11 protein-coding genes are annotated in these 12,973 nt (G+C 48.5%); 9 read left to right on the top strand and 2 right to left on the bottom strand.

Going from position 1 to position 12,973, the window contains the following annotated elements; genetic code table 11:
• Window positions 1-141 precede the first annotated feature (141 nt).
• A complete protein-coding gene (locus tag AC50YO_RS07560) occupies window positions 142-507 on the bottom strand; it encodes a c-type cytochrome (RefSeq protein ID WP_494845380.1) in 366 nt (121 codons plus the stop codon).
• A gap of 161 nt (window positions 508-668) precedes the next feature.
• Here AC50YO_RS07560 and AC50YO_RS07555 point away from each other — a divergent pair, with 161 nt between their 5' ends.
• From AC50YO_RS07555 to AC50YO_RS07535, 5 genes are all read left to right on the top strand, one after another.
• Window positions 669-1,568, top strand: coding sequence for a helix-turn-helix domain-containing protein (locus tag AC50YO_RS07555; RefSeq protein ID WP_494845377.1), 900 nt, complete (start codon window positions 669-671; stop codon window positions 1,566-1,568).
• Complete coding sequence (gene mutY / locus AC50YO_RS07550) at window positions 1,552-2,751, top strand: A/G-specific adenine glycosylase (protein ID WP_494845371.1); 1,200 nt, start codon at window positions 1,552-1,554, stop codon at window positions 2,749-2,751. The genes AC50YO_RS07555 and mutY overlap by 17 nt, the downstream gene beginning before the upstream one ends.
• A gap of 27 nt (window positions 2,752-2,778) precedes the next feature.
• The gene (locus AC50YO_RS07545) at window positions 2,779-3,411 is read left to right on the top strand and encodes a bifunctional 4-hydroxy-2-oxoglutarate aldolase/2-dehydro-3-deoxy-phosphogluconate aldolase (RefSeq protein WP_494845366.1); all 633 of its coding nucleotides are present in this window, start codon (window positions 2,779-2,781) and stop codon (window positions 3,409-3,411) included.
• 18 nt (window positions 3,412-3,429) lie between these two features.
• Window positions 3,430-4,326 (top strand): alpha/beta hydrolase, encoded by an 897-nt coding sequence (locus AC50YO_RS07540; RefSeq protein ID WP_494845364.1) that lies wholly within the window; start codon window positions 3,430-3,432, stop codon window positions 4,324-4,326.
• 224 nt (window positions 4,327-4,550) lie between these two features.
• Complete coding sequence (locus AC50YO_RS07535; protein WP_494845360.1) at window positions 4,551-5,684, top strand: transglutaminase domain-containing protein; 1,134 nt, start codon at window positions 4,551-4,553, stop codon at window positions 5,682-5,684.
• 63 nt (window positions 5,685-5,747) lie between these two features.
• Here AC50YO_RS07535 and AC50YO_RS07530 read toward each other — a convergent pair whose 3' ends face one another.
• Window positions 5,748-6,887, bottom strand: coding sequence for a virulence factor (locus AC50YO_RS07530; protein WP_494845357.1), 1,140 nt, complete (start codon window positions 6,885-6,887; stop codon window positions 5,748-5,750).
• 168 nt (window positions 6,888-7,055) lie between these two features.
• On the opposite strand from AC50YO_RS07530, the gene AC50YO_RS07525 reads away from it, so the two are divergent.
• The 4 genes from AC50YO_RS07525 to AC50YO_RS07510 all read left to right on the top strand — a co-directional run bounded on the left by AC50YO_RS07525 (window position 7,056) and on the right by AC50YO_RS07510 (window position 12,264).
• On the top strand, window positions 7,056-8,075 hold the full coding sequence (locus AC50YO_RS07525) for an MBL fold metallo-hydrolase (protein ID WP_494845355.1): 1,020 nt from the start codon (window positions 7,056-7,058) through the stop codon (window positions 8,073-8,075).
• Window positions 8,076-8,172: 97 nt separating this feature from the next.
• The gene (locus AC50YO_RS07520; RefSeq protein WP_494845350.1) at window positions 8,173-9,237 is read left to right on the top strand and encodes a Gfo/Idh/MocA family protein; all 1,065 of its coding nucleotides are present in this window, start codon (window positions 8,173-8,175) and stop codon (window positions 9,235-9,237) included.
• Between the two features lie 299 nt (window positions 9,238-9,536).
• Window positions 9,537-11,159, top strand: coding sequence for an ABC-F family ATP-binding cassette domain-containing protein (locus AC50YO_RS07515; protein WP_494845344.1), 1,623 nt, complete (start codon window positions 9,537-9,539; stop codon window positions 11,157-11,159).
• A gap of 214 nt (window positions 11,160-11,373) precedes the next feature.
• A complete protein-coding gene (locus tag AC50YO_RS07510) occupies window positions 11,374-12,264 on the top strand; it encodes a cation diffusion facilitator family transporter (RefSeq protein WP_494846409.1) in 891 nt (296 codons plus the stop codon).
• Window positions 12,265-12,973 lie beyond the last annotated feature (709 nt).

The raw sequence follows: 12,973 nt of genomic DNA, 5'->3' as shown, positions 1-12,973 counted from the left end.
CTCGAAATGATCGAGAGGGGCTTGCTTATTCAGGATATGTCGAAAGCATCTTCTTTCTCTCTCAGCTTGAGATCTATTCTGCACAGCAGAGATTGCGGGAATTGAATCGTCACGATCGGCATTCAGAGCCTGAAAATCAGCCTACTGTTTCCCTGCCAGCCAAGCCGCCAAGCCGGCAATTTCCTCATTCGTCAGCTTGTCCTTAAAGGGTGGCATCGACCCTTCCCCTTGCTCGAGCTGCTGAACAATTTCCTCCTCTGACATCCGGGCCCCGACCTTCTGCAAATTTGTATTTGGGCCGACACGACCTTGTAGATCAGAGCCGTGGCAGCTGACGCAATTCGCTTTGTAGACAGTTGCCGTTTTGCCTGAAGCGTCCATATGCTCGGATTTTTTCCCGCCTTGAGCAGTCGTCCCACCTGCATTGCCGCAGGCGGTCAGTAGAATGATTGCGATCATCGTTATTAGCATACCTTTGATTATTTCGGAATAGCGGTTGTTTTGCATCTTAAAAACCCCTCTCTATCTCCTGCTGCACAAGCAGCTTGTATTCGCATGTGTGCATGAGAACATTTACCTGCCATATGATTTTGGCGGTATTATCGTTATAATAGATAAGATAATAGCAGATCCAACATGGATAAGGAATACAGGTGCAGCATATGGAAATGACAAATAATCGTATTTTACAGCATCAGCTTAATCAGCTACAAGCCGAAGTCGTAATGACGGCTTATTCGGAATTGAATCCAGATGTATCTAGTATTCGTATGGAGCCGGAGTTATTTCGTTTTTGCTATGTGGTTCAGGGACAGGCTCTGCTTCATCACGATGGAAGCGATCATGAAATTAAGCATGGAAGGCTGTATCTGCTCTATCCTGGGGAAGAACAATTCTACCAGCCGAATGGAGATGGGGCTTTCGCCTTTTATTGGTGCCACTTCCGTGTTACCTCTTCGTTAGAGAAGCGTGTGATGGAGCCGAAAAGTACGCCGCTGTATATTGAATTAGCAGATGAGCCGTATATCCGATGCCTGTTCACAAAAATGATCGAAGCGCAGAGCGCGAGGACCGTTACACGCGAGCTAAGAATGAAGTCTGTTCTCTATGAGTTGATCGCTTTTTTTTTGGACAAAAGTCCCTCTAATACCGATTGGCTGCAGCTGACTGCCGACGGGAAGAAGTGGAATGAAGTGCTTACCTATATCGACCAGCATCTGCATCGTATCATTCATGTGGATGATTTGGCGAGGATAACCTTCCTTCACCCCAATTATTTTATAACCTCATTCAAAAATATCATGGGCTGCGCGCCTATCCAATATGTCACTATACAAAGAATAGAGGCAGCCAAGCGACTGCTTGAAGAAACGAGTCTGCCTATCGTTGATATTGCCAGCAAAGTAGGAATGCTTAACCATTATTTATCCCGCATGTTCAAGCGAGAGACAGGAATAACACCGAAGCAATACCGAAGAATCATGCAAAATAGGCTTAGAGACGGAGAGCAGCAAGGAGTCGAAGCCGTCTGTAAAGAAGGAGTGTACAGCAATGACAGCAGCAAATAGTGAGGCAGCCGCTTACTTTAGCAGAGAATTGCTCAGCTGGTATCGAGCGAATAGACGAGAGCTGCCTTGGCGCATGAATCGTAATGCTTACCGAATCTGGGTATCGGAAATTATGCTTCAACAGACTCGGGTAGACACGGTTATCCCGTATTACGAGAGATTTATGGACAAATTTCCTACGGTGCAGGCGCTGGCAGAAGCGCCTGAAGCGGAGGTGCTCAAATGCTGGGAGGGGCTCGGTTACTATTCTCGTGCGAGAAATCTGCAAGCAGGAGCGAGGGAAGTTGCGGCTCTTTATGGCGGCGAGGTACCTGACGATAAGACAGCGGTAGCAGCTCTGAGGGGCGTTGGCCCATATACAAGCGGTGCCATCATGAGTATAGCCTTTAATCGTCCTGAGCCAGCAGTGGACGGCAATGTGATGCGGGTGTTGTCGCGCTTCTTCTGCTTGGAGGAGGATATTGCGAAGCCATCCACACGCGTTGGCATTGAGAAGCTGGCTGCTTCCCTAATTCCTGAAGGCGCTGCTGGCGATTTCAATCAGGCCTTGATGGAGCTTGGGGCACTCGTATGTTCACCAAAATCACCAAGCTGCCTGCCATGTCCCGTCATGGAGCATTGCGGTGCGAGGCTCGCGGGCAAGGAGACAGAGCTTCCGATTAAGACCAAGGCCAAGAAGCCGCGTAATGAGCTGCGGATTGCTGCTATCGTAAGAGGTAGCGGAGAGAATGCCGGGAAGATTCTAGTGAGACAGCGTCCTTCTACAGGGCTGCTCGCCCAGATGTGGGAGCTTCCTCATATTCTGCTGCCTAAAGAGCAGGAGTCGCTGCTTAGCACGGATGGCAGCAAGCTGGAGGATCAGGAAGAAGCGGGCGAGCTGCTGACGCGAGCCGTCGAAGAGGATACCGGCTTGCTTATTAGGCCTTATCGTTGGTTCATGGATGCAGATCATATTTTCAGCCATATTCATTGGAAGATGAGGATCTATGAAGCAGACCTTGGGCAGGCTTACCTTCACTCGGAGCTTGCTGCTGAATCGGCTGCTGCTTATGAATTAGGGGAGGATCTCGCTGAGGCGGTTGCATCTGGCGGCGAGCATTATCGTTTTATCGGGCCGGAGGATATGGAGACCCTTGCTTTTCCGAATTTATTTATACGTATATTGCGTCATTATTGGGAGTAAGTAGACGAATAATGGGGGAGAACGAATATGAGTACGATGCTGGATATGCTGCTTGAGCATAAGATCGTTGCAATATTGCGGGGAATCGAGGATCGCCATGCGGATGCCGCGGGGCAAGCCTTGATTGACGGCGGGATTCGCATGATGGAGATTACGATGAATACGCCGGGAGCTGCGATTATGATCGATAGATGGCGCAGCCGATTCGAAGGGCAGGCGGCAGTAGGGGCAGGTACAGTTCTTGATGTAGAGATGGCGAAGACGGCAGCTGATGCAGGTGCCCAGTTCCTTATTTCGCCCAATCTGGATGAGGCGGTTATCGCCTATGGCCGTGAGCGAGGAATATCGGTATGGCCAGGAGTAATGACGCCTACAGAAATTGTCCGTGCATGGAAAGCAGGGGCGGATGCAGTCAAAATTTTTCCAATGGGTACGCTGGGAACCAAATACTTGGCGGAGATTAGAGGGCCGCTTGATCAAATTCCAATGATGGCGACTGGCGGTGTAGATCTGCATAATATCGCGGAGTATTTCGCAGCAGGTGCCAATGCGGTTGGAATGGGCGGCAAGCTCGTTAATCTGGACTGGGTGAGAGAGCAGAAATTTGATCTTGTTACAGACCGGGCGCGGCAGTTTGTAGAAGCTGTACGCTCCTTATAGGGAGGTGCCATGACGGCAATGGGATGGATAATTGGAATATTGGCTGTGCTGCTTGCTGCAGCGGCGGGGATATGGCGTATAGGTGCAATGAGTCAGCGTCCACGATTGCGGCCGAACACCGAGCCTCCCGGCGGAGATGTGCATTGCGAGGCAATAACCTATTCCAGCAGCGGCTCGAGCATTTCGGGATGGCTGCTCAGACGGGAGCAGGATAGGAATGCAGGGCCTCTGCCAACCATTGTAGTCGCCCACGGCTGGAGCTCGAACCGCTCCAGAGTGCTGCGTTATGTGCAGCCCCTCTATGAAGCGGGGTATGCGGTGTTCATGTATGATGCGAGAAGTCATGGCGACAGTGATTGTATTAAAGCGCCATCTGGACTAATGTTCCGAGATGATGTTCTTGCTGCGGTTAAGCAAGCTAGCCAGATGCCCCAAGTAGATGCAAATCGTATTGCAGTGCTGGGTCACTCTATGGGAGGCTTCGGAGCTGTATTAGCGCTTGCCAAAGGGCTTCGGGTCAAAGCGATAATAACGGATTCAACGCCGGTTCGTTTCGAGACGATGATGAAGTCAGAGCTGAAGCGCAAAAAAGTTCCTTTCTTCCCACTCGGTTACTTCATCCCTAGCATATGGCTGATTCGTTCAGGAATTAGCCGCTCGGAGTTTCGTGAAGCGAGTATTCCAGATGTCTTGAAGACCTATGCTGGAGAAGGTCAGACTGGAAGAACGCCCGTGCTCATGATTCATTCGAATGGAGATGACTTTATTCCGGTTGAAGATTTGCGAGAACTGGAGCAGGGGCTTCCCCGTCAGATAATAGATACGTTATACGTGGATACGGCAGGGCATAGCGCTTCGGAGCAGGCCGAGCCCTTCTGGCAGCGCGTATTGCCTTTCTTACATAAGCATGTCTAACAAATAAGACGAGAATAACCACCTGCAGCTGCAGGTGGTTATTCTCGTCTTATTTGGGTAATACAAACAAAGAGGCCTGCGGCAATCATCCGCAGGCTGCAAGAGAGAAATATATAATAAAGGGGGTCATGAATTTATTATAGAAGCATAAGATGAAAGCAAGCTGAATCATATATTACAGTTGGGTTACAAACCGTTAACCGTTTACATAATAGGAGGGCCAAATGCGAAAAAGAGCATGGAAGTTCTTACTGCTTGCCGTTCTTATCACGGCAGCGTTCAGCCTAGACCTGAAGCTGGACTTGTTCCCTGTGAGTGCAGTTGCTCAGCAGGACTCATCGCTATCTCTGCTCAAGGAGGAGCTGGCGCAGCAATTCCTTAATCGTTCCGAGCATTTTACGATGCAATACAAGGGAGACAAGCAGGAGCTGTCCGATCAACTGCAGAATACGATTAAGCTGGCGCTATCGGAGGATGATTATACGGCTTATATTCTTGATTCCTATGTGTACACGATCCGCAGTTGGGGCACTCGTTCGACGATTAAGCTCGAAGCCAGATACCGGGAAACGCCAGAACAGACCGCGGAGGTCGAGAGAATAGTCGCACAAACGCTCAGCGAGATCATAACACCGGGAATGAATGATCATGAGAAGGTCAAGCAAATCCATGACTGGATTGTGAGCAAGCTGGAATATGATCAGTCTCTGCGCAAGTATACCGCTTATGAGGCATTGACGACGTATGAGGCGGTATGCCAAGGCTATTCTCTGCTCGCCTATAGATTGCTTAAGGATTCCGGCCTGGATGTTCTTATTGCTGAGGGCAGTGTCGATACTGGCGATCATGCATGGAATATGGTTAAGCTCGATGACCGATGGTATCACCTTGATCTTACCTGGGATGATCCTGTATCGAAGCAAGCAATGAAACCAGCGGATCAGCCGATTCAATATACCTATTATTTGAAAACAGATAAAGAAATGCGTCGTGATCATCGTTGGGAGAAAACTTATCCAGTGGCAAATACGAGGTATGTCGATGAATTGCGGAGGCTGGAAAGCAAGGATAACGAGGATGCAGCAGCTTATAGCAAGCTGAAGCAGCAGTTAGGGCTGCATTGGCTGGACTCAGACCATACGATTACAGATGCGGATCAGTTAGCCAGTGCAATAGAGATGGAGATGAAGCGGGGAGTCAAAAACCTGCAGTTCCGCTATTTGGCTGGCGAGCAGTTATCCAACGATCTGGAGAAGGCGTTTGATTCAGCTAATCTCCCAGCGGGCTACTCTGCAAGCTATCAGCCTTATTCCAATGATGGCTCGATGCTGGTATCCGTTACATTCACATATATTTAGAAAAGATAACAAAGACGTAAGAATGGGTAACTATTCTTACGTCTTTGTTTTTTAGTAAGAGGGCTACTCCTGGTTACGGGCGGAAGTCATTTGCTGCCAGATTGAACCGGCTGCTTCCTCGCCGCGTTCAATTCGCTCAAGCGCAATTTGGGCTTGCAGCTTAATCTCGAACTCAGGGTCTTGGGCTGCTATGCGAAGTGCCTCAATGGCGCTCTCATCTCCTGCTTCATACAGGAAGCGTGCTGCCCGCCAGCGTACGAGCTTGTTCGAATCGCTAAGCGCTTCGATCATAGGCCCTGTAGCTGCAGGGTCTCCCCAATCCGATAAGGTATCGCCTGCGGTGCGGCGGACAGAGGCCGATTTGTCACGAAGGGCTTGGAACAAATAAGGCATAGCCTCAGGCGTCTTCAAGTCGCCGAGATAGACGACGGCAAGTCTGCGTATATTTACTTTCTCATCATCCAATGCTTGGGCGATTAGAGGGAGCAGCTCCGGCTCAGGCGACATACGTTCAAGTGCAGCGTAACGGACCTGCCAATCTGGCGAGGCAAGGCCTGTCTCAATCTCTGATGCGGTTAAAGGTGCTGGTCTGGTAGGCGCTGGGGCTTCCTCGCCCTGTCCAAGAACCTTCGCCGCTTGGATAAGCTCTTGCAGACGCTCTGGCGTGTATGCCGCTTCAAGCTCTTTTACGATATCGGCTGCAATCTCCTCCAGTTCTCCGTAACGGATGCCGAACTCTTCGAGCTTCCGTTCGCGAATCATCGAGGCTCCTGCTGCTTCGGTTACGGCATCGGTGAAGGTCTGGGATAATGCCGACCTTACTTCGCGCTCGCCTGTCTTAACGCGGACTTGCATCGGAATGCCCCGATACATTTGGACAAGCACATGAGCCTCACCGTAGCTCTCGGCCGAGAGAGAGACCGAGAGATCGGCGCTGCCAGCAGCATCTCCTTGCAGCAGCACTCTCGCCTCGGCGAGAATGCGTGCCCAGTCCGCATTCGATATGCGGTCCAGTGCGATGAAGTCTGCGGTGCGGAATATGCTTCGCACCCCTTCAATCGCGAGCAGGCTTCGCAGCGGCTCTGGAGCGGAATCGGCTTCTTTCTTCGTATAGGATTGCTGCAAGCCGCGTGGAAGCGGTTCGTCAACATTGAGCTTCATAGAGTTAGGGCTTGGCGTTGGTTCAATGGAAATTAGTTTCATAGTCAAATATACCTCCCGTTTGTTTAACGACTTCCCATAGCTTTAGTGTACATGAAATGTTTCTGTGTTGCTAATCGAGAGAATTGCCTAAAGTTGCTTCTACAGCCTCCAGTTGGTATCTTAAATACTAGATGTAAGTATAGAATGTTCGGAAAGAGGGATGAAAGGATGAGCCCAAAAAAATTCGTGAATACAGAAGCCGTTAAACAGCATAATTCATTCAAGCAATTCAAGAGATGGCGTCATGAACGAATTCGCAAGCTGAAAGTGAAGGACTATTCCTATGCTGTCCCTAATGTAGAACCGGATTTGAAGTATTTGATTCATAATCGCACGCAGCCCTCTGTCACATGGATTGGACATTCCACCTTTTTCATTCAGATGGCAGGTCTTAATATAGTAACAGATCCCGTATGGTCAGGCTCGATGGCTTTCCAAAAAAGGCTGGCACCGCCTGGGATCAAGATTGAGGATGTGCCTCCTGTCGACGTCGTCCTTGTCTCCCATTCTCATTATGATCATTTGAGCATTCAATCTCTGCGCAGGCTCGGAGGGCGCAAGCAGGTGCTTGTACCCGCGGGGCTCAGTGCCAAGCTCAAGCTGAAGGGCTTCACGAATGTGAAGGAGCTGCATTGGTGGGAATCGGTGCATATCCATGGCGTGAAATTTACGTTTGTTCCTTCTCAGCATTGGACGCGAAGGACGCCTTGGGATACGAACAGCTCCCATTGGGGCGGTTGGATTATTGAGCCGTACGCGTCCGATTCGACACCCGAAAGCAAGCATACAGAAGAGGAGATTGCAGCGGACGATCAGACAGTGACACCGCGACCGATTGTCTCGGATGCGCCTACCGTTTATTTTGCAGGTGACAGCGGCTATTTCAATGGCTTCAAGGATATCGGGAGGCGCTTCCGGATTGATGTAGCGCTTATGCCAATCGGTGCTTATGAGCCAGAGTGGTTCATGGGGCCTCAGCATGTAACGCCTGAAGAATCACTTCAAGCCTTCTTGGATACAGGAGCAGATTGGTTCGTGCCCATGCATTATGGAGCGTTCAAGCTGGCAGATGATACGCCAAGAGAGGCGCTCGATCGCCTGGAGCAGGCTCGTCAGATGCAGAATGTGGAAGAGGAACGAATTGTTGTGCTTCCGCATGGCGAGACGTGGCGGTTGTCGGGAAAATAACAAATGAGAACAAGACTGTGCCAAATACGAGCAATGACGTATAAAATGGAGGAAGCTATACTAGGCGTATATAAGTTAAACACTAGGAGGCAACGGGATGTCCAAGTCGGTACGTCTAGGAATTGTTGGAGCAGGAGCTATCGGCAGCGTTCATATGCAGACCTTTCAGCGTCTGGATGAAGTAGAGGTTGTTGCGGTGACTGATGTATATATGCCGCTTGCGGAGCAGCGTGCGCAGGAGTACGGGATCAAGACCATACATCCGACGCCGCAGGAGCTTTTGCAGGATCCTGATGTGGATGCTGTCGTGATAGCGGTTCCTAACCAATTCCATGCACCGCTCGCAATAGAAGCGCTTAAGCAAGGCAAGCATGTCCTATTGGAAAAGCCTATGGCGATTGATGCACAAGCTGCACGTTTGATTGTGGAGGCCAAGCAGGCATCAGGCAAGGTATTGATGATGGCCCAGCAGATGCGCTGGAGCGGCATTAATCGTGCGATTAAGCAACGGATAGAAAGCTTTGAATTGGGTCGTATCTACAATGTGAAGACAGGCTGGGTCCGCAAGAAAGGTATCCCGGGCTGGGGTTCCTGGTTTACGCGCAAGGATCAAGCAGGCGGGGGCCCGCTGATTGATATCGGTGTTCATATGCTGGATCTCTCGCTGTATTTGATGGGCGATCCGAAGCCGGTCTCGGTATATGGTTCAACCTATGCCGAGTTTGGCCCAGAGCGCCAGGGCATTGGCAACTGGGGAACACCGAATTGGGACGGCTATTATGACGTAGAAGATCTTGCCACAGCATTAATCAAGCTGGATAATGGCTCGACTCTGTCGCTTGATGTGAGCTGGGCTGCTCATTCCGCAGGAATGCCGGAGGATCCATTTATCCACCTCATGGGAACAAAAGGCGGTGCAGCGCTTGTGGGAACGAATGGAACATTCGTAACGCATGAGGGCGATCAAGTTGTAGAGACTGCGATTCAGCCGCTTGAAGGCGAAGAAGACCGCATGCTGCTAAGCAAGCATTTTATTGCATGCATAATGGAGGGCAAGGAACCGATAAGCTCAGCTATTTCCGGTTATACGAACAGTCTGATTCTCGATGCTATTTATGAATCTTCCCGTACGGGCAATGAAGTGAAGCTGAATTGGGATTGATTATACATTAAGCTTTGCAACGTATAGGAGCCGTTCTATCTGACAGCCTTCGAGGCTGTTTGGCAGGACGGTTTTTTTTTTTTTTTTGTATGGAGGAGGCGGTTTCTATTGTGGAGCACTTCCGCTTGTCGCTCGCTGCTCTGCTCTAGAAGGCCATAAACCACCAATAGCTGAGCCTTGGAGCAAATAAGGTGTGATCTTTTTGACAGGATTGGTAATTGAACGTTCGTTTCCTTTGGAGACTATGCTATAATGGTTCGAGATAATGAGTTTGAAAGAGAAGGACGGGATTAAATACTATGATTAGTACAAGTGGCATTACGCTCCGCTTCGGGAAGCGGGCGCTGTTTGAAGATGTAAGCATCAAGTTTACGCCTGGCAACTGCTATGGATTAATTGGAGCGAACGGTGCAGGAAAATCGACGTTTCTTAAAATATTGTCTGGCGAAGTCGAGCAATCGAGCGGTGAGGTTCACATTACGCCGGGCGAACGTCTTGCGGTATTGAAGCAGAATCACTTCGAATACGATCAGTTTGCTGTACTTGAGACTGTTATTATGGGTCACAAGAAGCTGTATGAAGTTATGAAAGAGAAAGACACCCTCTATGCCAAAGCAGAGTTCACGGACGAAGACGGCATGCGTGCAGGCGAGCTTGAAGCAGAATTCGCTGATATGAACGGCTGGGAAGCAGAGTCGGAAGCGGCGGAGATGCTTAATGGCCTCGGCATTACGCCGGATATGCATGACAAGAAGATGGAAGAGCTGGATGGCAACGAGAAGGTCCGCGTATTGCTGGCGCAAGCATTGTTTGGCGAGCCGAACATTCTTCTCCTCGATGAGCCTACCAACCATTTGGACATTGAGTCGATTCGCTGGCTGGAAGACTTCTTGTCCAAATATGAAGGCACTGTTGTCGTAGTCAGCCATGACAGGCACTTCTTGAACACGGTTTGTACGCATATTGCGGATATTGACTTCGGTAAAATCCAAATGTATGTCGGCAACTATGACTTCTGGTACGAGTCGAGCCAATTGGCATTGTCCCTGATGCGCGGCGAGAACAAGAAAAAAGAAGACAAAATTAAAGAGCTTCAAGCGTTTATTCAACGCTTTAGCGCGAACAAATCCAAATCCAAGCAGGCAACTTCCCGTAAGAAGCTGCTTGATAAAATCTCGCTCGATGATATTCGCCCTTCGAACCGTAAATATCCGTTCATCAACTTTAAAGGCGAGCGCGAAGCAGGCAAATCTTTGCTTCTGGTAGAAGGCTTGACGAAGACGATTGATGGCGAGAAAGTAATCGACAACCTGACGATCACGGTTAATAAAGGCGACAAAATTGCGTTTGTTGGCCCGAACGGTCTCCCTAAGACGGTATTGTTCCAACTGCTTACAGGCGAGCTGGAGGCAGATGCCGGTACGTATCAATGGGGTGTAACGACAACGCAGGGCTACTTCCCTAAAGACAATACACCTTACTTTGATGGTATAGATCTTAACCTGGTGGAATGGCTGCGCCAATATTCCAAAGATCCGGATGAGACGTTCATCCGCGGCTTCTTGGGCCGTATGCTGTTCTCTGGTGATGATGCAATTAAGAAAGCAAGCGTATTGTCCGGGGGCGAGAAGGTACGCTGCATGCTGTCCAAGATCATGCTCAGCGGCTCTAACGTATTGATTCTGGACGAACCAACGAATCACTTGGATCTGGAATCGATTACGGCATTGAATAATGGGCTTACAGATACCGATTGTACAGTTCTATTCACCTCTCATGACCATCAGTTCGTTCAGACGATTGCGAATCGGATTATGGAGATTACGCCTAACGGTATCATCGACCGGATGATGACTTATGATGAATACCTTGAGAGTGATGAAATTAAAGCGATTCGTGAGCGTATGTACGCAGTACAATAGGCAATAACGACGATAGTATGTGATAAGCGGTTGAGCAGGAGAGATCATCTCCTTCCTCTGCCGCTTTTTTGTTTTTTATTTAAGAAAATTGAACAAAAATGGCAGCGGCATTGCATAAAAGTACGTATCAGGTAAACACTGTTTCTTTATACCCATCTCAATGCTACCCAGGTATGCTATCTTATTGAATGAAACAGGAAATGAGGGAAATGATCTGAATCAATATGAAGAGATCAGGCAAGGCGAGAAGGGAGCCTGGGTTAGCATTGGCGCTTACATAACGCTGTCAGCGTTAAAGCTCATTGCCGGTTATTGGTTCACATCTGGAGCACTTGTTGCCGATGGATTTAATAATCTGACAGATATAGTCGCATCGGTTGCTGTACTGATAGGATTGCGAATTTCACAAAAACCGCCTGATAAGGACCATCCGTATGGACATTTTCGCGCGGAGACAATAGCGGCTTTGATTGCCTCTTTTATTATGGCGACAGTGGGGATTCAGGTTCTAATCAGTGCAACCCGGAGCTTATTCTCGGGGGAGCGGAGTGTACCTGATCTCACGTCTGCGTGGGTAGCATTGTTCGCGGCAGTATGCATGGGCGGCGTCTACTTCTATAATCGTAAGCTGGCGAAGAGAATCAATAATCAAGCGCTTCTTGCAGCGGCCAAAGACAATTTATCGGATGCTTTGGTCAGTATAGGGGCAGCAGTTGGAATAATAGGAGCGCAGTTCGGCCTGCCTTGGCTTGATCCGGTTGCGGCTATAGCGGTAGGCTGCATCATCTGCAAGACAGCCTGGGAAATTTTTTATAGCTCGACGCATGCATTAACCGACGGCTTTGATGCTAATGAGCTTACTTCGCTAAGGGGAACAATTGAACGCACGGAAGGCGTACAGTCCATCAAGGATATCAAGGCTCGTGTACATGGCAGCAATGTACTTATTGATGTTATTGTACAGGTCGATCCCAAGCTATCGCTAATTGACAGCCATCGCATCAGCGATGAGATTGAGCGTCGGATGGAGGGCAAGCATAATATTATGAGTGTACATGTTCATGTTGAGCCTTATGAAGTGGACAATTTTACTATAAAAAAGTAATACTTATACAGTGTAAATGTTGCCAATTATTTTTGAAACAAGGCAAATAGTTCCTAAGGCTTATATGGAATGAAAGGATAATTTGACTAAGAGCTTTTACAGGGAATCAGCAAATAATGCAGTGTCAGCAATGCTTTTCGCGAGCAGGAAAAAGAGGCATGCCCTAGTGGGTATGCCTCTTTTTCCTGCTTCATCCATTTCATGAATGATTCTCTATTCCCAATTTGGTAAATTGGCAAATAGGAAAAAGGGACGATGCTTGTCTATTGGTGTCGAACTTACAATGGGACAAGCAAGCTGTAACTGTGTCTAGGCAGCTTGCTTCACAAACATTAGGCATTAGCTTACGAAGTATGTTTGCTCAACAAACTCAAATATTCGTTTGCTTCACAAACATTAGGCATTGGCTTACGAAGTATGTTTGCTCAACAAACTCAATTATTCGTTTGCTTCACAAACATTAGGCATTAGCTTACGAAGTATGTTTGCTCGTCAAACTCAAATATTCGTTTGCTTCACAAACATTAGGTATTGGCTTACGAAGTATGTTTGCTCAACAAACTCAATTATTCGTTTGCTTCACAAACATTAGGCATTAGCTTACGAAGTATGTTTGCTCAACAAACTCAATTATTCGTTTGCTTCACAAACATTAGGCATTAGCTTACGAAGTATGTTTGCTCGTCAAACTCAAATATTCGTTTGCTTC

The organism is Paenibacillus sp. J22P59, from assembly GCF_059383895.1.
This window is presented reverse-complemented; position numbering and strand designations above follow the sequence as displayed.